Origin of the sequence: Rosenbergiella sp. YN46 (assembly GCF_036620675.1) — a bacterium.
Lineage (GTDB): Bacteria > Pseudomonadota > Gammaproteobacteria > Enterobacterales > Enterobacteriaceae > Jejubacter.
This window is the reverse complement of sequence record NZ_JAZHEE010000006.1, coordinates 57,882-81,761: the sequence shown is the minus strand read 5'-3', so window position 1 is coordinate 81,761 and position 23,880 is coordinate 57,882. Positions and strand designations below refer to the sequence as shown.

The following is a 23,880-nucleotide window of genomic DNA, read 5'->3' as shown; positions in this document are numbered from 1 at the left end:
TCACAGCGGGAAAACCGGGGAATGACCCGACCCCATGGGGGCCGGGCGGACAGCGTTACAGAACCATGCGCACGATTTCGATGTTGCCCAGCTCTTCGTACAGTGTCTCCACCTGATCGATATGAGTCGCAGTAATGGTGATGGAGACCGAGTGATAATTTCCTTTAGCACTGGGTTTTACCTGCGGGTTATAGTCGCCCGGGGCGTGGCGTTGCACCACCTCTACCACCTGATCCACCAGCTCCGGTTTCGCCAGGCCCATCACTTTGTAGGTGAAGGTGCAGGGGAATTCAAGCAGCTCGTTCAGTTTGGTTTTCATGGTTGCTCCAGTGTGAAAAAAAGAATCACTCCCGCCGGGGCGGGAGTGGCTGATACAGATAATATGGGGCCGTTTGCGGCGATATCAAGGGGGGGCGTTTAGCCGAACCAGCGATGGAACATCAGCTTAATATAGTCGATGATACGGCTGAAAAAGTTGCCTTCGTCGATCTCTTTGAGCACCACCAGCGGGCGCTGCTCAATGGTTTTGCCGTCCAGCTGGAAGTTGATGGTGCCGACCACCTGTTTTTTCTGCAGCGGGGCATGCAGCTCACCGCTGTTCAGCACGTAGCTGGCCTTCAGATCTTTCATTCGGCCGCGGGGAATGGTGAGATAAACATCTTTATCCACGCCCAGCGAAGCGCGATCGCTGTTACCGAACCAGGCGGGCTCTGAGGCGAACTCTTTACCCGCGCGCAGCGGGTTGACCGTTTCGAAGAAGCGGAAGCCCCAGGTCAGCAGCTTTTTGCTTTCGGACTCGCGGCCTTTAAAGGTGCGTCCGCCCATGACGGCGGAGATCAGACGCATCTGGCCCTCGGTGGCGGAAGCCACCAGGTTGTAGCCCGCCTTGCTGGTATGGCCGGTTTTAATACCGTCGACGTTGAGGTTTTTGTCCCACAGCAGGCCGTTACGGTTCATCTGGCGGATGCCGTTAAAGGTAAACTCTTTCTCTTTGTAGATAGAGTATTCGTTAGGCACGTCGCGAATCAGCGCCTGACCTATCTTTGCCATATCACGGGCCGAGCTGTACTGGCCTTCGGCATCCAGACCGTGCACCGTTTCAAAATGGGTGTTCTTAAGTCCCAGCGCGCCCGCATAGTTGTTCATCAGCCCGACGAAAGCATCCTGGCTGCCTGCCACGTAGTCGGCCATGGCCACACAGGCATCATTACCGGACTGCAGGTTGATACCGCGAATCAACTGGGATACCGGGACTTCCATTCCGGGTTTCAGGAACATCAACGAAGAGCCTTTAAATACCGGATTGCCGGTGGCCCAGGCGTCTTTACCGATGGTAACCAGATCGGTCTCTTTAAACTTACCAGCCTTCATAGCCTGACCGATAACGTAGCTGGTCATCATCTTGGTCAGGCTGGCGGGATCCCGGCGGGCATCGGCGTTGTGTTCGGCCAGGACTTTACCCGAATTGTAATCAATCAGAACCCAGGATTCTGCGTCGATCTGCGGGGCTCCCGGAATCATGGTTTTGATATTGATATCTTCAGCCTGAGCGGCGGAAACAGTGGTCAGCGCAACGGTGGCGGCAATCGCCAGGCGTCGGGTAAAGCGAATCGATAGAGATCTGGTCATGGTCTGAACTGGCAACATCCGTGATGGAATGAAAAAGTGGTTTACTATAACAAATGCCCTGGGGAGAGACACCCGACTTTGCGCAGGATTTATTACTGGTATTGACATAAATTGACGCAATGTCGGGTGCCTGGCGCCATTACTGGGCGCTGGTCACAAAACTCTGAGGTTGCCCGGCGTTCAGCAGGCGCTGCTGAACTTCCACCGCTTCACCGCGGGTGGCGAAAGGCCCCAACTGGATCCGCCATACCTGGCCGTTCTGGGAGACTCGCCCTGGCACCGAATACTGCTGGCTAAGCTGCTGCTGCCACTGACTGGCGCGGCCGCCGTCGCTGACGGCGCCGACCTGAACTACGTAGCTACCGCTGGTTGACGCGCCGCCCTGGATAGAGCCAGGCGCGGTAACAGGCGCGTTATGTTCGCCGGTTGCGGTCTGGTAGTTGGGCGCGGGCGGCTGTTGGGCCCCCTGGGGGGCAGGCTGTGCATTATTTTGCTGCTGCTGCTGCTGCTGCTGCTGTGGCGCCTGGTTGCTATTGCTCATCGCCATCACATCATTCTGCTGAGCGGACGGCTGACCGCCACTGCTGTTGCCGCTCAGGTCCGGGCGGGCGGGCAGGGCATAGCTCTGGCGAGCTATGGTGGTGCAGGCGGTTCCCGGGCCGGAGAGCGTACCATCCTGGGCTACGATAATAGGATCGACCCGGACTTTGGTGTTGTTTGAGGTATTAAGGCGATCCGCCGCGGCCTGAGAAAGGGCGATAATTCGCTCGTCGCCATACGGGCCGCGATCGTTAATCCGCACCACGATCATTCGTCCATTAGCGAGGTTAGTAATACGCGCGTAGCTCGGAATCGGCAACGTCGGATGCGCGGCGGTCAGCTGTCCGGCGTCGTATGTTTCACCGGTGGCGGTCATTCGGGCGCCGCCGCTGCCGTTATCAATGGCGGCAAGGCCGGACTGGCTAAAATTAGCGGGATCCTGAACGATGCGGTACTGCTTACCATCGCGCTGATAATCCTGATTCGCCGTTGGACTCAGGGCCTCCGGGCGGGGATCCGCGCCGGTGATCTCAACATTCGGGCCATTGCATACCGCTGGCTGAGGGGCGGTATTGGTCTGCTGGTTGTTGTTGTTATCAGAGCTGCATGCCGCCAGCAATCCTGCCGCAACACAGACTCCAATCCACTGTTTACGCATCCTCGTACCTCTTACACGCTCTTCGATAACATTTTTCTGTGAGTATGGATCGACATAATAATACCGAATCCGGCCATCAGGACGATCAGCGCCGAGCCCCCATAACTGACCAGTGGCAACGGCACCCCAACGACGGGTAAGATACCACTCACCATCCCGATATTCACAAAGACATAAACAAATAATATCAGCATCAGTCCCCCGGCCATGACCCGGCCGAAGGTGGTCTGAGCGTGGGCGGCAATCCATAACCCGCGCATAATCAGCAGCAGATAGAGCGTGAGCAGGATTAGTACGCCCACCAGGCCCAGCTCTTCCGCCAGTACGGCAAAGATAAAGTCGGTATGGCGTTCAGGCAGAAACTCCAGCTGAGACTGGGTACCGTGCATCCATCCTTTGCCGCGCAGACCGCCGGAGCCGATGGCAATCTTGGACTGAATAATATGATAGCCTGCTCCCAGCGGATCGCTCTCTGGATCGAGCAGCATCATCACGCGCTGTCGCTGATAGTCGTGCATCAGGAAGAACCAGAGTATTGGGATAAAAGCCGCCAGTAACAGAACCGCGATGCCGATAAGCCGCCAGCTTAGTCCCGCCAGGAACAGCACGAACAGACCGGAAGAGGCCACCAGAATAGAGGTACCCAGGTCAGGCTGCGCCGCGACCAGCAGCGTGGGCATAAAGATCAACACCAGGGCGATGCCGGTATTTTTCAGCGAGGGCGGACAGACGTCGCGATTAATAAAGCGTGCCACCATTAGCGGTACGGCGATTTTCGCAAGCTCAGAGGGCTGAAATCGCACGATGCCCAGATCCAGCCAGCGCTGGGCACCTTTGGAGATAGCGCCAAAAGCATCCACCGCCACCAGCAGAATGATAGTGATGATATAAAACCACGGCGCCCAGCCTTCGTAGACGCGCGGAGGCACCTGGGCCAGAACGATCATAATGGTCAGGCCTATCAGGATCTGAGCTATTTTACGTTCTGTCATACCGGGATCCTGGCCGCTGGCGCTCCAGATAATCAGGGCGCTGTAGAACAACAGGGCCAGCACCGTTAGCAAAAAGGTGGGGTCGATATGGATTTTGTCCCACAGCGACTTCTTATTGGGATTATCGGTCATGTTAGTGATCCTCCGCCGCCGTGACCGCCGGGTTCGCCACGGGCAGGTCGGTGTTATTGTCCCCCAACATGATATGGTCGAGGATTTGTCGCATGATGGTGCCCACCGCCGGGCCGGCGCCGCCGTTTTCCAGAATCATGGCCACCGCCACCCGCGGGTTATCGTAGGGGGCGAAGGCGGTCATCAGTTTATGGTCGCGCAACCGCTCGGCGATTTTATGGGCGTTGTAGGTTTCGTTCGCTTTCAGGCCGAAGACCTGAGCAGTACCTGATTTGGCCGCGATTTTATAAGGTGCGCTCTGGAAATATTTGTGGGCGGTACCGTTTGGCCGATTCGCCACGCCGTACATACCGTCTTTGGCAATCTCCCAGAAGCCGGAGTGGATATCGCCCACCGGGGGTTCATGAGGCTGCTGCCAGGGCATCTTACGGCCATTGATGGTGGTGGCCATCAGGAAGTGAGGCACTTTCACGACGCCGTCGTTAATCAGGATCATCAGCGCTTTGTTCATCTGTACCGGCGTGGCTGTCCAGTAACCCTGGCCGATACCCACGGGAATGGTATCCCCCTGGTACCAGGGTTTCTTATAGCGCTTCATCTTCCATTCGCGGGTCGGCATATTGCCGGTTCGCTCTTCCTTGATATCGATTCCGGTCGAATGGCCGTAGCCAAACTTGCTCATCCAGGCGGAGAGCCTGTCGATCCCCATATCGTAAGCAACCTGGTAGAAGTAAGTATCCGCCGACTCCTCCAGCGCCTTGGTGACGTTCAGATGACCGTGGCCCCATCTTTTCCAGTCGCGGTAACGTTTTTCCGAGCCGGGCAACTGCCACCAGCCAGGATCGAACAGGCTGGTATTGCGGGTGATTACGCCAGCGCTAAGGGCCGATACAGCCACATAAGGTTTCACCGTTGAGGCCGGTGGGTAGATCCCCTGGGTTGCGCGGTTCACCAGCGGGGTGTTCTGATCCTTAAGCAGCCCTGAATACTCTTTGCTGGAGATTCCGTTAACGAACATATTGGCGTCGTAGCTGGGGGTGGAAACCAGCGCCAGAATGCCGCCGGTGCGCGGGTCGGTCACCACTACCGCAGCGCGGCTTCCTTCCAGCAGCTTTTCGATATACTGCTGGAGCTTCAGATCGATTGTCAGCTGAATATCGTGTCCGGCCAGTGGCGGCACCTCTTTCAGCTGGCGTATCACCCGGCCGCGGTTATTGACTTCCACCTCTTCGTAGCCGGTCTGGCCATGCAGCACATCTTCGTAGGAACGTTCAATACCCAGCTTGCCGATATCATGGGTATTGGCGTAGTTGGCAAGCCGGCCTTCTTTTTCAAGGCGTGCCACGTCCCGGTCGTTAATTTTCGATACATAGCCGATAACGTGAGTAAGCGCTGACCCATAAGGATAATAGCGGCGCTTGTAACCTTTTATCTCGACGCCGGGAAAGCGATACTGGTTGACCGAAAAGCGCGCGACCTGAACTTCATCCAGATTGATCTTAAGCGGTATCGGGGTAAAGCGGTGCGAACGGGCGCGCTCTTTTTTAAAGGCGGCGATGTCTTCATCGGTGAGATCGACGATCGGTCGCAGGGCGTCCAGCGTCGCCTGCACGTTATCTACTTTTTCCGGCATCATCTCCAGCTGATAGATGGTGCGGTTTACCGCCAGCGGTATCCCGTTACGGTCATAGATAACGCCGCGGGTAGGCGGGATAGGCACCAGCTTGATGCGGTTTTCGTTGGAACGGGTCTGGTAGGCGTTAAAGCTTCGGATCTGCAGGTTATAGAGATTGGCGATCAGCACGCCGGTCAGCAGCAGGATACCCAAAAAGGCGATAAGCGCCCGGCGCACGAAAAGCGCGGACTCGGCCGAGTAGTCACGAAAAGAGTTCTTCTGTAATTTCATCCGCTGCTTTATCTGCCTGGTAAACCTTTACTCTCGGTGATAGGGGTGGTTGGCGGTAATGCTCCACGCGCGATACAGGCTCTCTGCCACCAGCACCCGCACCAGAGGGTGGGGAAGCGTCAGGGGCGAAAGCGACCAGCTTTGTTCCGCTGCGGCTTTGCAGGCCGGGGCCAGACCTTCCGGGCCGCCGATCAACAGGCTGACGTCGCGGCCATCCTGCTTCCAGCGTTCCAACTCCCGGGCAAGCTTCGGCGTGTCCCATGGCTTACCGGGAATATCGAGTGTGACGATACGATTCCCCTTGCCGATGCTTTCCAGCATCAGTTCGCCTTCTTTATCCAGAATTCGGCGAATATCCGCGTTTTTTCCGCGCTTGCCCGCCGGGATCTCCAGCAGCTCAAACGGTAAATCTTTCGGAAAACGGCGCAGGTATTCATTAAAACCGGTTTGCACCCAGTCGGGCATTTTGGTACCAACGGCGACCAGCTGTAGCTTCACGCATTAGCCCCAGAGCTTCTCAAGTTCGTACAGGCGACGGCTCTCTTCCTGCATGACGTGGACGATCACATCTCCCAGATCGACCACCACCCAGTCGGCGGCATTAGCGCCTTCGACGCCAAGCGGCTTCAGTCCGGCTTCGCGAGAAGCCTGAACGACGTGATCGGCAATAGAGACCACGTGCCGGTTCGATGTGCCGGTACAGATGATCATGCAGTCGGTGATACTGGATTTCCCCTGGACATCCAGAGCAACAATATCCTGGGCTTTAAGATCGTCGATTTTGTCGATAACAAAATCCGTAAGCGCTTTACCCTGCAAGTTTTTCCCCTTGAGTCAGTCGCAATCAACGCCACCGTTTGTTGTGCGCAGGGCGCAACGAACGCTCGCGCGGGCTATCATCCCATCGGCAGCGGTTGATTGCATCGCCATTTTTGTAAAACAATATCAAAGACGCCAGCAATCTGGCGGTTACGGCTGCGGAGAATAACAGCCTGAGAGGCGGTGTCAATGGCCCCTGGCCGCTAGCGATAGAGTCCTGTCTGGTTGATATAGTCCAGTACCGCTTCAGGGATGAGCGCTTCGCAGCCGCGACGGGCGGCCAGACGCTGGCGAATCTCAGTTGCGGAAATATCCCATAGCGGCGTATCGGCCATAAATATGCGGCCTGCAGGCAATTGATGCAGCTCCCCGACGCTGTGGGTCAGGTGACGGTTCAGCCAGGCCTGATGTCCGGCGTTCGGCATATCGGGCGCGTAGCCAGGGCGGCGGCATACCAGCAAATGGCAGAGATCCATCAGTGCTTCGTAGCGATGCCAGCCCGGGAGCCCCAGCAGAGAATCCTGACCGATAATAAAAGCCAGCGGCCGCTGCGGCCCCAGTTCGCGGCGCAGCGTTTCCAGGGTTTCCACGGTCCAGGAAGGGGTGGCGCGCTGTAGCTCGCGTTCATCCAGCCGGAACAGCGGGCGGTTACGGATAGCGAGTTCCACCATATCGCGACGTTGCTCGCTGCTCGCTTCCGGCTGAGGGCGGTGCGGCGGTACATTATTGGGCATGATGGTTACCTGCTCCAGCCCGACTATCCTGGCAAGCGCCTCCACCGGGCGCAGATGACCGTAATGGACAGGATCGAAAGTTCCGCCGTATACCGCATACAAATCAGTCATGGATAAAAAGATCCGGCAACCTGTTGTGGCAGAGGAGCAGGGAAAGACTTTCCAGTTCGGCCCACACAGACTGGCCGAAATCCTGCTTGATGGTTAACTCTATCTGATTCAGCAGGCATACCGCCTGCCACAGCTGATGCGTGGAGAGGCGGTTAAGCGCTTCGCTCATCAGCGGCCGACGATTCTGCCAGACCCGATGCCGATCGAACAGCGTGCGCAGCGGCGTTTGGGCAGACTGGCGCTTCAGGTTGACTAACTGCAGTAGTTCGCGCTGTATCGAACGTACCAGGATTACCGGTTCGCTCGCCTCCAGCCGTAGCTGTTGCAAAATGTGCAGCGCCCGGGTGCTTTTCCCGGCCAGCAGCGCGTCCACCCAGTGGAAGGGGGTAAAGTGGGCGGCGTCGTTTACCGCCTGCTCTACCCTGGGAAGGGTCAGCTTGCCATCCGGCCACAGCAGTGACAATCGCTCCAGCGCCTGGTTTAGCGCCAGCAGGTTGCCTTCGTAACAGTAGCACAGCAGCTGGATGGCCGCGTCGTCGGGGCTGAGCTTCATCTGCTGCGCCCGGGCGGTGACCCAGCGCGGTAGCTGAGCCTGTTCCGGCGTCTGGCAGTTGACCTGTACCGCGCTTTTGCTCAGGGCGTTATACCAGGCGGCATTTTCCTGGGCGCGGGTCAGGCGGTTGCCGCGCACAATCAGCAGCAGATCGTCGTGTAAAAGGCCCGTCAGCTTTTCCAGGTTTCCGGCAATGGCGGCATTCGGGCCGTTTTCCGGAAGCTGGAGCAGCAGGGTCTGGCGGCTGGCGAACAGGCTCCGTTCCTGGCTTAGCGCAAACAGCGCCTGCCAGTCGGTAGAGGCGTCGACGGCCACGCTATGATGTTCGGCAAAGTCATGTTCCGCGGCGGCATGGCGCACTGAGTCCTGACTTTCCTGAAGTAGCAGGGGGTCGTTCCCCAGTAGCAGATAAGCCGCGCGCAGCCCTTCATTGAGCTGCGCGCGGAGCTGTTCCGGCCAGAGTTTTAACATCAGTTACCGGCGGGAATCAGGGTGCTGGAGACGCGTTCGTCGCTGGCGCTGTTTTCCGTGGATACAGCGTTTTCGCTGGGGGTCGCGGTCTCCTGGGCTTCTTCGGTGCGCTGTACGTCGGCAACGTGTACCGAAACCAGCTTACGCACCAGCTGTTCTGCGGCGCGATCGTACATCTCTTTAATGATCATCTCCTGTTCGGCATCCTTAGCCAGCGCGGCCTGCGGGTTGTCGAAGAAGGAGCGGTAAACCTTGGTACTGATCGGGTAGATATCGTGACCCGGGATCAGCACGTTGGCACGTACCGTCATGATCATCTGGTACTCGGCGGTACGCCCGTCCTGGAAGACGGAAGCCGTATCCTGGCCGATGGTTGCGCCGCCCAGTCGCAGCGACGGAACGTCCTGACGCAGCGGATCTTTCTCGACTATCGTAACGCCGCTCAGACGCAGCTGGTTGCGCACTGCGCGGGTCAGCGGCCCGTAAGGATCGCTGGAATCGAGGATCAGGGTGTGCAACTGATGCGGCACCTGGGTGGTGCTGCGCAGATGAAAACCACACCCGGCGGTGACCAGTACCGCCAGACTGACTAACAGAGTGAACAGATAGCGCACGCTTCCTCCTGCTGTGCTTAGCCAACCACCAGGTTCAGCAATTTACCCGGTACGTAAATGACTTTGCGAACGGTGACGCCGGTAAGATACCTGGACACCAGATGCTCCTGCCCCGCGCGTTCACGCACCTGCTCTTCAGTGGCGTCTGCCGGAACGGTAATTTTACCGCGAACCTTGCCGTTAACCTGCACTACCACCAGGCGGGTATCTTCGACCATCGCTTTATCGTCAGCCTGAGGCCACGGCGCATTGTCGATATCACCTTCGCCGCCCAGATGCTGCCACAGGGCGAAGCTGACGTGCGGGGTAAACGGATAGAGCATACGTACTACGGCGGTCAGCGCTTCGTGCATCAGCGCGCGATCCTGAGCTTCCTGCTGCGGGGCTTTCGCCAGCTTGTTCATCAGCTCCATTATCGCTGCAATGGCGGTGTTGAATGTCTGACGACGACCAATATCGTCGGTTACTTTGGCGATAGTCTTGTGCAGATCGCGACGCAGCGCTTTCTGATCTTCGTTCAGCGCCTCGACGTTAAGCGCCGGCGCGGCACCTTTCTGAGCGTGTTCGTATGCCAGTTTCCAGACGCGTTTCAGGAAGCGGTTAGCCCCCTCAACGCCAGATTCCTGCCATTCGAGGGTCATTTCTGCCGGGGCTGCGAACATCATAAACAGACGCACGGTGTCCGCGCCGTAACGTTCGACCATGACCTGCGGGTCGATGCCGTTGTTTTTGGACTTGGACATCTTGCTCATACCGGCGTAAACCAGTTCGTGGCCTTCTGCATCGGTGGCTTTAACGATGCGGCCTTTCTCATCGCGCTCGACAATAGCATCGACCGGGGAGACCCAGATGCGCTCACCGTTGTTGCCGGTGTACCAGAAGGCGTCCGCCAGCACCATGCCCTGACACAGCAGCTGTTTTGTCGGTTCACTGGAATTCACCATGCCAGCGTCGCGCATCAGCTTGTGGAAGAAGCGGAAATAGAGCAGGTGCATGATGGCATGTTCGATACCACCCACGTAGATGTCGACCGGCAGCCAGTAATTGGCGGCATCGGAGTCCAGCATCCCCTTGTCGTACTGCGGGCAGGTGTAGCGCGCATAGTACCAGGAGGATTCCATAAAGGTGTCGAAGGTGTCGGTTTCACGCAGCGCCGGCTGACCGTCAACGGTGGTCTTCGCCCAGTTGGGGTCGGCTTTGATTGGGCTGGTGATGCCATCCATGACCACATCTTCCGGCAGAATGACCGGCAACTGTTCATCTGGCGTCGGCATAACGGTACCGTCTTCCAGGGTGACCATCGGAATAGGCGCGCCCCAGTAGCGCTGGCGCGAAACGCCCCAGTCGCGCAGGCGATAGTTCACCTTGCGCTCGCCTACGCCTTTCGCGGCCAGAGCGTCGGCAATCGCGTTAAATCCGGCTTCGAAATCGAGGCCATCGAATTCACCCGAATTGAACAAGACCCCTTTTTCGGTCATCGCGGCGGCGCTCAAATCCGGCGCATTGCCTTCTTTGTCGAGAATGACCGGTTTGATCGGTAGACTGTATTTGGTCGCGAATTCCCAGTCGCGCTGATCGTGGCCCGGAACCGCCATCACGGCGCCGGTACCGTACTCCATCAGTACGAAGTTGGCTATCCACACCGGTACTGATTCACCAGTCAGTGGATGGATAGCATTAAAGCCAGTGGCGGCGCCTTTCTTTTCCATGGTCGCCATTTCGGCTTCCGCCACTTTGGTGTTGCGGCATTCATCGATAAAAGCATTCAGGGCCGGGTTATTCTGCGCGGCCAGCGTCGCCAGCGGATGCCCTGCGGCAACGGCCAGGTAAGTGGCGCCCATAAAAGTGTCCGGACGCGTGGTGTAGACCGTCAGCTTCTGGTCGCTGTTCTCAACGTCAAAGGTGATTTCCACCCCTTCGGAGCGGCCGATCCAGTTGCGCTGCATGGTCTTAACGGTATCCGGCCAGTGATCCAGCGTGTCCAGGTCGTTGAGCAGCTCTTCCGCGTAGTCGGTGATTTTAATGAACCACTGGGGAATCTCTTTGCGTTCGACTTTGGTGTCGCAGCGCCAGCAGCAGCCATCGATGACCTGCTCGTTCGCCAGAACGGTCTGGTCGTTCGGGCACCAGTTCACTGCGGAAGTTTTTTTATACACCAACCCTTTTTTATACAACTCGGTGAAGAATTTCTGTTCCCAGCGATAGTATTCCGGCTTGCAGGTCGTTAGTTCACGGCTCCAGTCATAGCCAAAACCCAGCATTTTCAGCTGGTTTTTCATGTAATTAATGTTGTCGTAGGTCCAAGGCGCCGGTGCGGTATTGTTTTTGACTGCGGCACCTTCAGCAGGCAGACCAAACGCGTCCCAACCAATGGGTTGCAGGACGTTTTTGCCCAGCATGCGCTGATAGCGGGCAATAACGTCGCCAATGGTGTAGTTGCGGACGTGGCCCATATGTAGTCGACCAGAAGGATAGGGAAGCATCGACAGGCAGTAATACTTCTCTTTGCTCTCGTCTTCTTTTACTTCAAAGGTGCGCTGCTCTTGCCAGAGGCGCTGAACATTTGATTCTATCTCTTCCGGGCGATATTGCTCTTGCATGGTAGCCTGTAATCCTGTGATGAATACACCGCTACATAAGGTAGCGTTAACTAAAGTTTTTGGGCAGGCGATAGCATAGCCGATCGCAAGGCGCTACAACAGTACTTAAGCGCCAGACGAAGGCAAATCCCGCGCTTCTTCGCGCCCTTAGCGTAATTTACACGACCCGTGCCCTGGATAACACAGCACGACAAAATTAGCGTCTATTATCAGGCAGTAGCTATAGTTATGCGTAAGGGCCCGGGATGCCTGCGGCTCCATGATGTTACCGATTTTCGGAGGGAATGCGATGAATAAGGTGGCTCAGTATTACCGTGAACTGCTCGCGACGCTCAGCGAACGGCTGCGTAACGGCGAGCGGGATATCGACGCTTTGGTTGACGGGGCTCGTAAAAAAATTACTGAAGCAGGGGAACTGACCCGTAACGAAATCGATGAGGTCACGCGTGCGGTGCGCCGCGATCTGGAAGAGTTCGCCATCAGCTATCAGGAGAGCCAGCAGGAAGAAGAAGAGAGCGTCTTCACCCGGGTGATTAAAGAGAGCCTGTGGCAGGAGCTGGCGGATATCACCGATAAAACCCAGCTGGAGTGGCGCGAAGTGTTTAAGGATCTGAGCCACCACGGCGTGTATCACAGTGGAGAAGTGGTGGGGCTGGGCAATCTGGTTTGCGAGAAATGCCATCACCGGCTGGCCTTTTACACCCCGGAGGTGCTGCCGGTCTGCCCGAAGTGCGGCCATAACCAGTTTCAGCGCCAACCGTTTGAGCCGTAAGCGTGTTTCAGACGTAAAAAAGCCGACGGGTGAGGTCGGCTTTTTTACTTTCTGGTCAGGGATGGTGCCCGGACCAGAGTGAGAACGTCATCATCTAACAATGAGACACCTGACGTGACAGGCAGTGTAAGAGTAAGCGGTGGGGTTCTCGCTCCTTTTTCAGGAGCAACGGATGAAAACTTTAGTGGATAAAGTTCTCATCGTTCTTAAAGCGCTGGTCGCGCTGCTGGAACTGATTCGTCGTTTCATGGACTGATAATGACGGAAACGTAACTAAGGGCAGGGAGCCGTCTGTCACTCTCTGCCCTTTAATATGTTCACTAGTGCAGAATTTTATCCAGAAAATCCCGGGCGCGCGGCGATTCGGGATTCTCAAAGAAGGCGTCTTTCGGCGCGTCTTCCACAATTTTTCCTTCGTCCATAAAGATGACCCGATTCGCCACCTTACGGGCGAAGCCCATTTCGTGGGTGACCACCATCATGGTCATGCCCTCCTGGGCCAGCTCGACCATGACATCCAGCACTTCGTTGATCATTTCCGGATCCAGCGCCGATGTCGGTTCGTCGAACAGCATGGCGACAGGATCCATGCACAAAGCCCGGGCGATAGCCACGCGCTGCTGCTGGCCGCCGGAAAGCTGGGCCGGATATTTGCCGGCGTGAGCGGTAAGGCCCACCCGTTCCAGCAATTTTTCACCTTTCTGGCGGGCCTGCGCTTTACCACGCTTCAGGACTTTGACCTGGGCCAGGGTCAGGTTTTCGATAATGGTCAGATGGGGAAACAGCTCAAAATGCTGAAATACCATGCCTACGTGGGCGCGTAGCTGCGCCAGATTAGTACGCTTGCTGTTAACCTGGGTGCCGTTAACCACTATCTCGCCTTTTTGTACCGGCTCCAGGCCGTTGACGGTCTTGATCAGCGTGGATTTTCCGGATCCAGAAGGGCCGCAGACCACCACCACTTCGCCTTTTTTCACTTCCGTGGAACAGTCGGTCAGAACCTGAAAGTGGCCATACCATTTAGAAACATTTTTCAGGGAAATCATGAAACGGTCCTTTTTTTCAGCCAGCTGACCAGCAGCGAGGCGCTAAGGCTAATAATAAAGTAGACGCCGCCGGCGAACAGAATCATCTCGACCCGGGTGCCGTCGCGTTCACCGATGGTGGTGGCGGTACGGAAGAAGTCTGCCAGGCTCAATACATACACCAGCGAGGTATCCTGGAACAGGACGATGCCCTGGGTCAGCAGCAGCGGTACCATAGCCCGGAAGGCCTGGGGCAGAATGATCAACTGCATCGACTGCCAGTGAGTCATGCCCAGCGCGAGCGCGGCGTGGGACTGGCCGCGGGAGACACTCTGGATCCCGGCGCGAATAATCTCTGAATAGTAGGCGGCTTCAAATAGCGAAAAGGCCACCATGGCAGAGATCAGGCGGATATCGGTCTGTGGGGAAAGCCCCAGTACCCGCTGTAAAAAGCCGGGAACGATCAAATAGAACCACAGCAGCACCATCACCAGCGGAATCGAACGGAAAACGTTGACGTAGCTGCTGGCGAACCAGCTCAGTAGCTTAACGCTCGACAGGCGCATGACCGCCAGCAGGGTGCCCCAGATAATGCCGACGATAATGGCAGTGACGGTAATCTTCAGGGTGATGACCATACCGTTAAGCAGCCACGGCAGGGAGGGGCCGATAGAGCTCCAGTCAAATTCATACATGGCTTATTTGCCTCCCATATTGCCAGGCAGGCGTACTTTGCGTTCCAGCAGATGCATCGCCAGCATAATGACGGCGTTGATCAGTACATAGGCAAGGGTAATGGCGGTGAACGATTCCCAGGCATGGGCCGAATAGTCGAGCAACTTACCGGCCTGAGACGCCATATCGGCCAGGCCGATGGTCGAGGCGATGGCGGAGTTCTTCACCAGGTTCATCATCTCCGAGGTCATGGGGGGAACAATGACCCGATAGGCGTTGGGCAGCAGAACATGACGGTAGGCCTGGGGAAGAGTGAGTCCCATGGCCAGTGCGGCATTCTTCTGACCCCGCGGCAGAGACTGAATCGCGGCGCGTACCTGTTCGCAGACGCGCGCTGCGGTAAACAGCCCCAGACAAAGCACCGAGGAGATAAAAAATTGCTTATCGGGATCGAGGTCGGCCTTAAACCACATTCCGAGATCCGGCGGCAGCAGTTCCGGTACCACCAGATACCAGGTAAAAAACTGCACGATAAGCGGAACGTTACGGAACAGTTCGACATAGCAGGTGCCGATGCCGGATAAAAAGCGGTTGGGCAGGGTACGCAGAATACCGAAGAAGGATCCGACCAGGAAGGCGATAATCCACGAACAAATCGAAAGAGCCACGGTGACCTGGAAACCGCTCCAGATCCAGCCCAGATAGGTGGTGTTGCCGAACGGGGCGGGCTGTAAAAAGATTCCCCAGTTCCAGTCTATAGACATAGTTAACTCCGAAGAAAGAGGGTAGCAGTGCTACCCCTAAGATTGATGAGAAGCCTGTTGTTTTCTCCCTGCCCGGGGAACGACCGGGCGGGGCCTGTCTGTCCGGCTTCTGTCCTCGTCAATCATTGGGCGACGCAGCGCCGCCCTTATTATTCCCGTGATGCATCGGGTTTTTTTAATCTAGCGCCTTGTCATTGGGTGATTTAAACAGGGCCTGCATATCTTCGGAGAGATCGAAGTTCAGGTTAAGATTCTTGGGGGGAATGGGGTTTTTAAACCATTTGTCGAACCACTTCGCCGCCGCGCCGGAGGTCTGCACCTGCGCGATGGTATCATCGATCAGCTTTTTAAATTCGGGATCGTCTTTACGCATCATACAGCCGTAAGCTTCTTTTGATTGCGGGGTGCCGACGATTTCCCAGCTGTCCGGTTTTTTGGCTTTCGCGCGTTCGCCGGCCAGCAGGGCGTCATCCATCATGAAGGCGTAGGCGCGGCCGCTTTCAAGGGTGCGGAAAGAGTCGCCGTGATCTTTAGCGCTGATAATGCGCATATCCAGCTTTTTGTCGTCGTTCAGCTTGTGCAGCAGCACTTCCGAAGTAGTACCGGAAGTCACGACTACGCTTTTATCTTTCAGGTCGTCGAAATCTTTAATATCGCTGCCTTTTTTCGTTAACAGCCGGGTGCCGACAATAAATATGGTGTCAGAGAAAGCGGCCTGTTTCTGACGTTCCAGGTTGTTGGTGGTGGAGCCGCACTCGAAGTCGTAAGTGCCGTTTTGCAGCAGAGGTATACGATTCTGGGAGGTAATGGGAATCAGTTTGACCTTCAGATCGGGTTTATTCAGCTTCTTTTTAATGGCATCCACAATGGCGTTGGAATAATCCTGAGAGTAACCCACCACTTTCTGCTGGCCGTCGTAGTAAGAGAAGGGAACGGAAGATTCCCGGTGCCCCACCACGATAACGCCGTTCTTGTCGATTTTCGCCAGTGTGGCGCTTTCCGGGGCCGCCTGGGCCACGGAGGCTAACCCGGTGCCCATCGCCACGGTCAGTATTGCTGCGGTCAGCTTATTTAATTGCATATCAACTCCTTTATCGGCTCGCCGGAATGTCCGTTACTGAACACTGGTCGAATACCTGTAGGTTGTGTGCTGTTTTTTGGTTTTGTTGTGCGTGCTGTGAAATCAGGCGATTACTTTCTCGCCACTGCTTTTTAGTCTGGCTGAATGTAAAAAAAATGCTATCGAATCGTTTAATTTTTGCGAGATGCGCCGCACCATTACGGAGCGATATCCCGACGCTTGCACACAATCGGTGCCTGTGAGCGAACAGCGAGATGGCCGCGCATCGGGCAGGGCCTGTAGCCCGGGCCAGACGAGGTTATCTGTTGCAACTGCCGTGCCAGAAATGATGAGTTCCCCCTCCGGGCGAAGGGGGAAGCGGGGCGTTAACGGTTCTTGCGCGCCAGAATACCGGCCAGGGCGCCGGCAATCAGCGTCAGCACCCAGACCGGCCAGCCACCGAAGCGGGCGTAAGGGGTAAGGCCGCGATCGGGTGTGATCTGGGTTGTCAGAACGTCGCGGGTAAATTGCGGGAGCATCGACTGTATGTCGCCGTTGGGGGCAACCACTGCGGTAATACCGTTATTGGTGGCGCGCAGCAGCGGGCGCGCCAGCTCCAGCGCGCGCATTCTCGCCATCTGGAAGTGCTGCCAGGGGCCGATGGAATGGCCGAACCAGGCATCGTTCGAGATGGTCAGCAGATAATCGGTATCCGGCCGGAAGTTGTCCCTCACCTGTTGTCCCAGAATAATTTCGTAGCAGATAGCCGCCGTCAGCTTCATGCCATGAGCGCTCAGCTGCGGCTGGCGGTAGGCGCCGCGACTGAATGAAGACATCGGCAGGTCAAAGAACGGCGCCAGCGGACGCAGGATCGATTCCAGCGGTACGAACTCGCCAAACGGAACCAGATGGTTCTTATTGTAGCGATCGGCGCTGTCGTAGCTGTAGGGATTGTCCGCTCCCATGGTGATAATGGTGTTATAGGTGTCGTAGCGATTCTGACGATTAAGGCGGGCATCGACGATGCCGGTAATCAGTGAACTGTTATGCTGGCGCAGCAGCGCGTCCAGCTCTTTCAGAAAGCGCTGCTGGTTGATTTCGAGATCGGGAACCGCCGATTCAGGCCAGATAATCAGTTGAGACTTGCCCAGATGCGGGCGGCTCTTGTCGAGGTAGATACGCAGGGTGTTCAGCAACTGATCTTCATTCCACTTCATGGACTGAGGAATATTGCCCTGTACCAGGCTCACGGTCAGGCTGCGGTCGCTCTGGGGCTGATACCACTGGATATAGCGTAGCGGCCAGGGGAGCGCCAGCAGCAGCAATGCCACCAGCGCGGCCTGCCAGCGGCGCTGCGCGATGGCGTAAGCGATAAGGCCGGCAATCGCCATCAGCAGGAAGTTAATCGCCTCCACGCCCAGCAGCGGCGCAATGCCCTTTAGCGGCCCGTCTATCTGGCTGTAGCCGAACTGCAGCCATGGAAAGCCGGTCAGCACCCAGCCGCGCAAAAATTCGCTGACCTGCCAGAGAGCGGGAGCGGCGATGGCGACGCGCCACCAGCGGGTTTTCGGCCACAGGCGGCTCAGTACCCCTGCGAATAGCCCGGTATAGAGCGAGAGGTACGCCGCCAGCAGAACCACCAGCAGAACGTTAATCGGCCCTGGCATGCCGCCAAACTGCGCGATGCTGACGTAAACCCAGTTAATGCCGGTTCCGAACAGACCAAGCCCCCAGCAAAAACCGATGGCAGCGCTTTGCAGCGGGCGGCGATTAAGCGTCAGTCCCTGAAGAGCGACCAGAGAGAGCAGGGCGGCGGGCCAGAAATCATAAGGCGAGAAGGCCAGCGTGCCGCTGGCCCCGAAAATCAGCGCCAGCAGCAGGCGAATGCGCTGGCGTTGCAACAGTGAGCTTAGCTCCATGCGATTATTCTTCCAGTTTAGGCTCGGGGGAATCGTCCGGAATCCTGACGTGTACCTGAATAATCCGGCGGCTGTCCGCCATGGCGACTTTAAACTGATAACCATCGATCTCAATAGTTTCACCACGGGCCGGCAGATGGCCGAAGGCCTGCATTACCAGACCACCGATGGTATCCACTTCTTCATCGCTGAAGTGGGTAGCGAAGGTTTCGTTAAAGTCCTCAATCGGCGCCAGCGCGCGTACTGTCCAGGTGTGGCGGCTGAGCTGGCGGAAATCGATATCCTCTTCGTCGTCGTATTCGTCTTCGATCTCACCGACGATCAGCTCCAGAATATCTTCAATGGTGACCAGACCAGAGACGCCGCCGAACTCATCGATAACGATGGCCATATGGTAGCGCTGCTGGCGAAACTCCTTGAGCATGCGGTCGACCCGCTTGCTTTCCGGCACCACCACCGCCTGGCGCAACACTTTCTCCATGCTAAACGGCTCGGCGTCGCTGCGCATAAAGGGCAGCAGATCCTTGGCCATCAGAATCCCTTCTATGTGATCCTTATCTTCGCTGATCACCGGGAAGCGGGAGTGGGCGGATTCGATAATGACATCGAGGCATTCGTCCAGCTCCTGATTACGCTTCAGGGTAATCATCTGCGAACGGGGAATCATAATGTCGCGGACCCGCTGGTCGGCGATATCCATTACCCCTTCGAGCATATCGCGGGTATCCTGGTCGATAAGCTCATTCTGTTCGGAATCACGGATTAGCGTGAGTAATTCATCGCGGTTTTTGGGCTCGTCGTGAAACAGCTGGCTCAAAATCAGAGAGAAAAAGCCCTTTTTACCGGATGTGTCACTACTGTGTGAATTGTCGTCGCTCATGGCGTATGGATTGGTTTCTCGTGTTGGTTGATTCGTGGCCGTATCCTGTATACGGCCGCATTTTCTATCACAAATGGAACTATTCTTTCTCGGAAATGTACGGATCGCCGTAGCCGAGGGCAAGCATTATCTCTGTCTCCAGAGACTCCATCTCTTCGGCTTCATCATCTTCGATATGGTCGTAGCCCAGCAGGTGCAGGCTGCCGTGCACTACCATATGGGCCCAATGAGCCTCTGGCGTTACCGACTGTTCCTGCGCTTCGCGTTCGACTACCTGGCGGCAAATCACCAGATCGCCCAGCAGCGGCAGTTCGATGCCGGGAGGCGCCTCGAAGGGGAAGGAGAGCACGTTGGTGGACTTATCCTTACCGCGGTACGTCAGATTAAGCTCGTGGCTTTCCGCTTCATCCACCAGCCGAACCGTCACTTCGGCTTCAGGTTGGGCGGGCAAAATGGCGGCGTCGAGCCAGCGCTGAATCTGCTGCTCCGTGGGCAGTCCGGTGGTCTCTTCGCAGGCGACCTGGAGATCGAGAATAACCTGGTTCATGAGTTCTCCCGGGAGCCGTTTGCTTCCTGGGCTTCACGTTTGCGTTCGGCAGCCAGGGCGGCCTTGCGCTTTTGTTCAGCTTCATCCCAGGCCTCATAGGCGTTAACGATACGGGCGACCACCGGATGGCGCACCACGTCTTCGCTGTGGAAGAAGTTAAAGCTGATTTCTTCAACCTCCGACAGAACTTCGACGGCGTGACGCAGACCCGATTTGGTGTTGCGCGGCAGGTCTATCTGCGTTACGTCGCCGGTAATAACCGCTTTGGAATTAAAGCCGATACGGGTCAGAAACATCTTCATCTGTTCGATGGTGGTGTTCTGGCTCTCATCAAGGATGATAAAAGCGTCGTTCAGGGTACGCCCGCGCATATAGGCCAGGGGGGCGACTTCAATCACGTTGCGCTCAATCAGTTTTTCTACCTTTTCGAAGCCCAGCATCTCAAACAGGGCGTCGTACAGCGGGCGCAGATAAGGGTCTACCTTCTGGCTCAGGTCGCCTGGCAGGAAGCCCAGCTTTTCACCCGCTTCTACCGCCGGACGGGTCAGCAGAATACGGCGGATCTCCTGGCGCTCCAGGGCATCCACGGCGGCGGCGACCGCCAGATAGGTTTTACCGGTACCGGCGGGGCCGATGCCGAAAGTAATATCATGATCCAGAATATTAGCGATGTACTGCGCCTGGTTCGGCGTACGTGGTTTGATCACGCCGCGTTTGGTCTTGATATTGACCGCTTTGCCGTATTCCGGCACGCTTTCCGCAGCCTGCTCCAGTACCCGGAATTCTTTAATCGCCAGGTGGATCTGTTCGGGGTCGATATCCTGAATCTGGCCGCGCATGGGGGCGGTATCAACATACAGATGGCGCAGAATATCGGCGGCGGCGTTGACGCACAGCGCGCGTCCGGTCAGTTTGAAGTGATTGTCGCGGCGGTTGATCTCAATGCCCAGCCGACGCTCCAGCTGTTTAATATTGTCATCAAAGGGGCCACACAGGCTCTGCAGGCGGGTGTTGTCCGCCGGCTCCAGCGTGATGTCACGTGTTTCGATATTCAAGCTTTTCCTCTTACGACGCTCAGGGCCGGTTAGGGTAAATACATGCCTGACGTCAGGCTATACCGGAATTATTCACGGCGAAAAGTCATGGCGCAAGCACCGAAAATGATATTTGGGTGACGGGGTCAGAATGCAAGGGCTGGTAGTGAGAATGCTGCCGAAGCGGTATCGCACGCTGCGGCAGCGAAGGGGATTAAGGCTGGTAAGTACCCACGCCGAGCTCATCCTCTTTACGGGTGCGGGCTATGACCGATTCCGGTGATTCCACCACCCTCAGCCCCATCTCTTCTTCGGTGCGAACCACTTTGCCGCGCAGGGAGTTGGGGAAAACGTCGGTGATTTCCACATCAACGAATTTGCCAATCATCTCCGGAGTGCCTTCGAAGTTAACCACGCGGTTATTTTCGGTGCGTCCGGACAGCTCCATGATGTTTTTACGCGAGGTGCCTTCCACCAGAATACGCTGAACCGTGCCGAGCATACGGCGGCTCCAGGCCATGGCCTGCTGGTTGATGCGCTCCTGCAGGATATAAAGGCGCTGTTTTTTCTCTTCTTCCGGCACGTCGTCCACCATATCGGCAGCGGGGGTGCCCGGGCGGGCAGAGAAGATAAAGCTAAAGCTCATATCGAAATTGACATCGGCAATCAGCTTCATGGTCTGTTCGAAGTCCTGGGCCGTCTCGCCCGGGAAGCCGACGATAAAATCGGAACTTATCTGGATATCCGGGCGCGCGGCGCGCAGCTTGCGGATAATCGCCTTATATTCCAGCGCGGTGTGGGTACGACCCATCATATTCAGCACCCGGTCGGCGCCGCTTTGCACCGGCAGATGCAGGAAGCTCACCAGCTCAGGGGTATCGCGATAGACTTCGATAATGTCATCGGTGAACTCAATCGGGTGGCTGGTAGTAAAGCGGATGCGATCGATCCCGTCAATGGCCGCCACCAGACGCAGCAGTTCGGCGAAGGTACATACGCCATCATCGAAAGTGGCCCCGCGATAAGCATTGACGTTCTGGCCGAGCAGGTTCACTTCACGCACGCCCTGTGCCGCCAGCTGGGCGATTTCGAACAGGATATCATCGCAAGGGCGACTGACCTCTTCGCCTCGGGTGTAGGGCACCACGCAGTAGGTGCAGTACTTATTGCAGCCTTCCATGATGGAAACGAAAGCGGTCGGCCCTTCGGCGCGCGGCTCCGGCAGGCGGTCGAATTTCTCGATCTCCGGGAAGCTGATATCCACCACCGGATTACGATCGCCGGAAACCCGGTTGATCATTTCCGGCAGGCGGTGCAGGGTCTGGGGCCCGAAGATAATGTCCACATAGTGGGCGCGGCCGCGGATATGCTCGCCTTCCTGCGAGGCCACGCAGCCGCCGACGCCGATAATCAGATCGGGATTCTTTTCCTTTAATGTTTTCCAGCGACCTAACTGATGGAAAACCTTCTCCTGTGCCTTTTCGCGGATCGAGCAGGTATTCAGCAGCAGAACATCCGCCTCTTCCGCCACGTCGGTCAGCGTAAAGCCGTGGGTGGAGTTCAGCAGGGAGGCCATCTTAGATGAATCGTATTCGTTCATCTGACAGCCCCAGGTTTTGATATGCAGTTTTTTTGTCATTGGCTTGCCATATTGCTTCAGTTAATGCCGGAAATGCAGGGCGCGTATTGTAATGCTTTGACGCCTTCGTGACCAGTGGAGCGAGCCTGCCGCGCGCTACCCAAAAATCAGGTAGACTTGAGGGATTCGTGGTTTAAGGATATATGACGATGACAATTCAACCAACTGAGGTCGCCGTTGTCGGCGGCGGCATGGTGGGTGCCGCGGTCGCTCTGGGGCTGGCGCAGCGCGGATTTTCCGTTACGCTGGTGGAACACGAAGCGCCAGCTCCCTTCGATGCAACTGACGCGCCTGACGTGCGAATTTCGGCGATTAGCTGCGCCTCGGTGCGGTTACTGAAGGCGCTGGGGGTCTGGCGCGCGGTGATGGCGATGCGTTGTCACCCCTACCGGCGTCTGGAAACCTGGGAATGGGATAACGCCCATGTGACCTTCGACGCCGCGGAGCTGAAGCTGCCGGAGCTGGGCTATATGGTGGAAAACCGGGTGCTGCAACTGGCGCTGTGGCAGGGATTGCAGGCTCGCAGCGACGTACAGTTTATCTGTCCTGCCCGGCTGAGCGGCATAAAGCGCGAGCAAAGCGTGAGCCGCCTGTATTTTGATGACGGACGTGAGCTGCAGGCGCAACTGGTGATTGGCGCCGACGGCGCCCGCTCCCGGGTTCGCGAATGGAGCGGAATAGGCGTACAGGGCTGGCAGTATCCCCAGTCCTGTATGCTGATTACTGCCCGCTGCGAACAGCCGCCGGGGGATTGTACCTGGCAGCATTTTACTCCGGATGGCCCGCACGCTTTTCTTCCGCTGTTTGACGACTGGGCATCGCTGGTGTGGTACGACTCGCCGGCGCGAATTCGCCAGCTACAGGCGATGACGCTGCCGCAGCTTGCCCGGGAAATCCACCAGGCGTTTCCGGGCCGGCTCGGCGAGGTGACGCCGCACGCCTGCGGTAGCTTCCCGTTGGTGCGCCGCCACGCGCTCAGATACGTTCAGACCGGTGTGGCGCTGGTGGGGGATGCGGCCCATACCATTCATCCGCTGGCGGGGCAGGGGGTTAACCTGGGCTATCGCGACGCCGAAGCGTTGCTGGAAGTGCTGGGCAATGCCCGGGAGCGCGGTGAAGCCTGGAGCGATTACGACGTGCTAAAACGCTATCAGAATCGCAGGCGCATCGATAACCTTGCGATGCAGAGCGGTATGGATCTGTTTTATGCCGGATTCAGCAATAACCTTGGCCCATTGCGGGTGATACGTAATCTGGGCCTGATGGCGGCCGACCGCGCCGGCCCGGCCAAACGACAGGCGCTGAAATACGCTCTGGGGCTGTAACGGAAAACCCGCCCGGGCGGGTTTTTTTGAGCTTTCCGCAAGGCAGATATAAAAAAGCCCGCTTGCGCGGGCTTCTCATTTTATGGCTGGGGTGCAGGGATTCGAACCCCGGAATGCTGGAATCAGAATCCAGTGCCTTACCGCTTGGCGACACCCCAATAGTGTCTTTTTTCACACCACGGTTAGCGCCTTATGCTGAAATCAGATCCACTGCTTACAGCCGGGCGATACCCGCTAGTGCCTTTCTAAAATTTGGCTGGGGTACGAGGATTCGAACCTCGGAATGCCGGAATCAGAATCCGGTGCCTTACCGCTTGGCGATACCCCAATTCTTTTTGTTACCGCCGTGCCGTAATCAAAGCGGGTGACTTACAGCCTGGTGATAGCTCTGGAATATGGTGGCTACGACGGGATTCGAACCTGTGACCCCATCATTATGAGTGATGTGCTCTAACCAACTGAGCTACGTAGCCATAGATTT

Annotated in this window: 23 protein-coding genes and 3 tRNA genes; 3 read left to right on the top strand and 23 right to left on the bottom strand. The window is 56.8% G+C overall.

Going from position 1 to position 23,880, the window contains the following annotated elements:
* Positions 1–55: 55 nt before the first annotated feature.
* The 11 genes from ybeD to leuS all read right to left on the bottom strand — a co-directional run bounded on the left by ybeD (position 56) and on the right by leuS (position 11,759).
* A complete protein-coding gene (ybeD, locus tag V3W49_RS07465; RefSeq protein WP_500144671.1) occupies positions 56–319 on the bottom strand; it encodes a DUF493 family protein YbeD in 264 nt (87 codons plus the stop codon).
* Between the two features lie 98 nt (positions 320–417).
* Entirely contained in the window at positions 418–1,629 is a 1,212-nt protein-coding gene (dacA, locus tag V3W49_RS07460; RefSeq protein ID WP_500144669.1) for a D-alanyl-D-alanine carboxypeptidase DacA, read from the bottom strand.
* A 139-nt stretch (positions 1,630–1,768) separates the two neighbouring features.
* A complete protein-coding gene (gene rlpA, locus V3W49_RS07455) occupies positions 1,769–2,827 on the bottom strand; it encodes an endolytic peptidoglycan transglycosylase RlpA (RefSeq protein WP_500144667.1) in 1,059 nt (352 codons plus the stop codon).
* Between the two features lie 11 nt (positions 2,828–2,838).
* Entirely contained in the window at positions 2,839–3,951 is a 1,113-nt protein-coding gene (gene mrdB / locus V3W49_RS07450) for a peptidoglycan glycosyltransferase MrdB (protein WP_500144666.1), read from the bottom strand.
* 1 nt (position 3,952) lies between these two features.
* Entirely contained in the window at positions 3,953–5,857 is a 1,905-nt protein-coding gene (mrdA, locus tag V3W49_RS07445) for a peptidoglycan DD-transpeptidase MrdA (RefSeq protein WP_500144665.1), read from the bottom strand.
* 27 nt (positions 5,858–5,884) lie between these two features.
* On the bottom strand, positions 5,885–6,355 hold the full coding sequence (gene rlmH, locus V3W49_RS07440) for a 23S rRNA (pseudouridine(1915)-N(3))-methyltransferase RlmH (protein ID WP_138096399.1): 471 nt from the start codon (positions 6,353–6,355) through the stop codon (positions 5,885–5,887).
* 3 nt (positions 6,356–6,358) lie between these two features.
* Positions 6,359–6,676: a ribosome silencing factor gene (gene rsfS, locus V3W49_RS07435; protein ID WP_500144664.1), complete on the bottom strand. Its 318-nt coding sequence runs from the start codon at positions 6,674–6,676 to the stop codon at positions 6,359–6,361.
* A gap of 203 nt (positions 6,677–6,879) precedes the next feature.
* Positions 6,880–7,521 carry a nicotinate-nucleotide adenylyltransferase gene (gene nadD / locus V3W49_RS07430; RefSeq protein ID WP_500144663.1) on the bottom strand — a complete coding sequence of 214 codons (642 nt, stop codon included), beginning with the start codon at positions 7,519–7,521 and terminating at the stop codon, positions 6,880–6,882.
* Positions 7,514–8,545 (bottom strand): DNA polymerase III subunit delta, encoded by a 1,032-nt coding sequence (gene holA, locus V3W49_RS07425; protein ID WP_500144662.1) that lies wholly within the window; start codon positions 8,543–8,545, stop codon positions 7,514–7,516. Before holA ends, nadD begins: the two co-directional genes overlap by 8 nt.
* Positions 8,545–9,159 (bottom strand): LPS assembly lipoprotein LptE, encoded by a 615-nt coding sequence (gene lptE / locus V3W49_RS07420; RefSeq protein ID WP_500144661.1) that lies wholly within the window; start codon positions 9,157–9,159, stop codon positions 8,545–8,547. The genes holA and lptE overlap by 1 nt, the downstream gene beginning before the upstream one ends.
* A gap of 17 nt (positions 9,160–9,176) precedes the next feature.
* Positions 9,177–11,759 carry a leucine--tRNA ligase gene (gene leuS, locus V3W49_RS07415; RefSeq protein WP_500144660.1) on the bottom strand — a complete coding sequence of 861 codons (2,583 nt, stop codon included), beginning with the start codon at positions 11,757–11,759 and terminating at the stop codon, positions 9,177–9,179.
* A gap of 289 nt (positions 11,760–12,048) precedes the next feature.
* Here leuS and V3W49_RS07410 point away from each other — a divergent pair, with 289 nt between their 5' ends.
* Positions 12,049–12,531 (top strand): zinc ribbon-containing protein, encoded by a 483-nt coding sequence (locus tag V3W49_RS07410; RefSeq protein ID WP_500144659.1) that lies wholly within the window; start codon positions 12,049–12,051, stop codon positions 12,529–12,531.
* A 172-nt stretch (positions 12,532–12,703) separates the two neighbouring features.
* Entirely contained in the window at positions 12,704–12,787 is an 84-nt protein-coding gene (gene dinQ, locus V3W49_RS07405) for a damage-inducible type I toxin DinQ (protein WP_500144769.1), read from the top strand.
* A gap of 64 nt (positions 12,788–12,851) precedes the next feature.
* Here the strand turns inward: dinQ and V3W49_RS07400 are convergent, their stop codons facing one another.
* From V3W49_RS07400 to miaB, 9 genes are all read right to left on the bottom strand, one after another.
* A complete protein-coding gene (locus V3W49_RS07400; protein ID WP_500144658.1) occupies positions 12,852–13,577 on the bottom strand; it encodes an amino acid ABC transporter ATP-binding protein in 726 nt (241 codons plus the stop codon).
* Entirely contained in the window at positions 13,574–14,251 is a 678-nt protein-coding gene (gene gltK / locus V3W49_RS07395; protein WP_500144657.1) for a glutamate/aspartate ABC transporter permease GltK, read from the bottom strand. Before gltK ends, V3W49_RS07400 begins: the two co-directional genes overlap by 4 nt.
* A 3-nt stretch (positions 14,252–14,254) precedes the next feature.
* Positions 14,255–14,995, bottom strand: coding sequence for an amino acid ABC transporter permease (locus tag V3W49_RS07390; RefSeq protein WP_500144656.1), 741 nt, complete (start codon positions 14,993–14,995; stop codon positions 14,255–14,257).
* 175 nt (positions 14,996–15,170) lie between these two features.
* Positions 15,171–16,076: an amino acid ABC transporter substrate-binding protein gene (locus tag V3W49_RS07385; RefSeq protein WP_500144655.1), complete on the bottom strand. Its 906-nt coding sequence runs from the start codon at positions 16,074–16,076 to the stop codon at positions 15,171–15,173.
* 365 nt (positions 16,077–16,441) lie between these two features.
* Positions 16,442–17,974: an apolipoprotein N-acyltransferase gene (gene lnt / locus V3W49_RS07380; RefSeq protein ID WP_500144654.1), complete on the bottom strand. Its 1,533-nt coding sequence runs from the start codon at positions 17,972–17,974 to the stop codon at positions 16,442–16,444.
* Positions 17,975–17,978: 4 nt separating this feature from the next.
* Positions 17,979–18,854 (bottom strand): CNNM family magnesium/cobalt transport protein CorC, encoded by an 876-nt coding sequence (corC, locus tag V3W49_RS07375; RefSeq protein WP_500144653.1) that lies wholly within the window; start codon positions 18,852–18,854, stop codon positions 17,979–17,981.
* A gap of 79 nt (positions 18,855–18,933) precedes the next feature.
* The gene (gene ybeY / locus V3W49_RS07370; protein ID WP_500144652.1) at positions 18,934–19,401 is read right to left on the bottom strand and encodes an rRNA maturation RNase YbeY; all 468 of its coding nucleotides are present in this window, start codon (positions 19,399–19,401) and stop codon (positions 18,934–18,936) included.
* Positions 19,398–20,456 (bottom strand): PhoH family protein, encoded by a 1,059-nt coding sequence (locus V3W49_RS07365; protein ID WP_500144651.1) that lies wholly within the window; start codon positions 20,454–20,456, stop codon positions 19,398–19,400. Before V3W49_RS07365 ends, ybeY begins: the two co-directional genes overlap by 4 nt.
* A gap of 193 nt (positions 20,457–20,649) precedes the next feature.
* A complete protein-coding gene (miaB, locus tag V3W49_RS07360; RefSeq protein ID WP_500144650.1) occupies positions 20,650–22,074 on the bottom strand; it encodes a tRNA (N6-isopentenyl adenosine(37)-C2)-methylthiotransferase MiaB in 1,425 nt (474 codons plus the stop codon).
* A 149-nt stretch (positions 22,075–22,223) separates the two neighbouring features.
* Between miaB and ubiF the strand changes: the two genes are divergently transcribed.
* Positions 22,224–23,399: a 3-demethoxyubiquinol 3-hydroxylase gene (gene ubiF / locus V3W49_RS07355; protein WP_500144649.1), complete on the top strand. Its 1,176-nt coding sequence runs from the start codon at positions 22,224–22,226 to the stop codon at positions 23,397–23,399.
* 83 nt (positions 23,400–23,482) lie between these two features.
* Here ubiF and V3W49_RS07350 read toward each other — a convergent pair.
* The 3 genes from V3W49_RS07350 to V3W49_RS07340 form a co-directional block, all read right to left on the bottom strand.
* Positions 23,483–23,557, bottom strand: a tRNA-Gln gene (locus V3W49_RS07350).
* A gap of 95 nt (positions 23,558–23,652) precedes the next feature.
* Positions 23,653–23,727: transfer RNA gene (locus V3W49_RS07345), tRNA-Gln, on the bottom strand.
* Positions 23,728–23,795: 68 nt separating this feature from the next.
* Positions 23,796–23,872 (bottom strand) — tRNA-Met (locus V3W49_RS07340).
* Between the last annotated feature and the right edge of the window lie 8 nt (positions 23,873–23,880).

Excerpts from the sequence above, each read along its gene's own strand:
- ybeD (WP_500144671.1), bottom strand. The coding sequence starts at position 319 with ATGAAAACCAAACTGAACGAGCTGCTTGAATTCCCCTGCACCTTCACC.
- V3W49_RS07410 (WP_500144659.1), top strand. The coding sequence starts at position 12,049 with ATGAATAAGGTGGCTCAGTATTACCGTGAACTGCTCGCGACGCTCAGC.
- V3W49_RS07390 (WP_500144656.1), bottom strand. The coding sequence starts at position 14,995 with ATGTCTATAGACTGGAACTGGGGAATCTTTTTACAGCCCGCCCCGTTC.
- rlpA (WP_500144667.1), bottom strand. The coding sequence starts at position 2,827 with ATGCGTAAACAGTGGATTGGAGTCTGTGTTGCGGCAGGATTGCTGGCG.
- nadD (WP_500144663.1), bottom strand. The coding sequence starts at position 7,521 with ATGACTGATTTGTATGCGGTATACGGCGGAACTTTCGATCCTGTCCAT.
- lnt (WP_500144654.1), bottom strand. The coding sequence starts at position 17,974 with ATGGAGCTAAGCTCACTGTTGCAACGCCAGCGCATTCGCCTGCTGCTG.
- corC (WP_500144653.1), bottom strand. The coding sequence starts at position 18,854 with ATGAGCGACGACAATTCACACAGTAGTGACACATCCGGTAAAAAGGGC.
- ubiF (WP_500144649.1), top strand. The coding sequence starts at position 22,224 with ATGACAATTCAACCAACTGAGGTCGCCGTTGTCGGCGGCGGCATGGTG.
- gltK (WP_500144657.1), bottom strand. The coding sequence starts at position 14,251 with ATGTATGAATTTGACTGGAGCTCTATCGGCCCCTCCCTGCCGTGGCTG.
- leuS (WP_500144660.1), bottom strand. The coding sequence starts at position 11,759 with ATGCAAGAGCAATATCGCCCGGAAGAGATAGAATCAAATGTTCAGCGC.
- dacA (WP_500144669.1), bottom strand. The coding sequence starts at position 1,629 with ATGACCAGATCTCTATCGATTCGCTTTACCCGACGCCTGGCGATTGCC.
- mrdB (WP_500144666.1), bottom strand. The coding sequence starts at position 3,951 with ATGACCGATAATCCCAATAAGAAGTCGCTGTGGGACAAAATCCATATC.
- V3W49_RS07385 (WP_500144655.1), bottom strand. The coding sequence starts at position 16,076 with ATGCAATTAAATAAGCTGACCGCAGCAATACTGACCGTGGCGATGGGC.
- miaB (WP_500144650.1), bottom strand. The coding sequence starts at position 22,074 with ATGACAAAAAAACTGCATATCAAAACCTGGGGCTGTCAGATGAACGAA.
- holA (WP_500144662.1), bottom strand. The coding sequence starts at position 8,545 with ATGTTAAAACTCTGGCCGGAACAGCTCCGCGCGCAGCTCAATGAAGGG.
- mrdA (WP_500144665.1), bottom strand. The coding sequence starts at position 5,857 with ATGAAATTACAGAAGAACTCTTTTCGTGACTACTCGGCCGAGTCCGCG.
- ybeY (WP_500144652.1), bottom strand. The coding sequence starts at position 19,401 with ATGAACCAGGTTATTCTCGATCTCCAGGTCGCCTGCGAAGAGACCACC.
- V3W49_RS07400 (WP_500144658.1), bottom strand. The coding sequence starts at position 13,577 with ATGATTTCCCTGAAAAATGTTTCTAAATGGTATGGCCACTTTCAGGTT.
- dinQ (WP_500144769.1), top strand. The coding sequence starts at position 12,704 with ATGAAAACTTTAGTGGATAAAGTTCTCATCGTTCTTAAAGCGCTGGTC.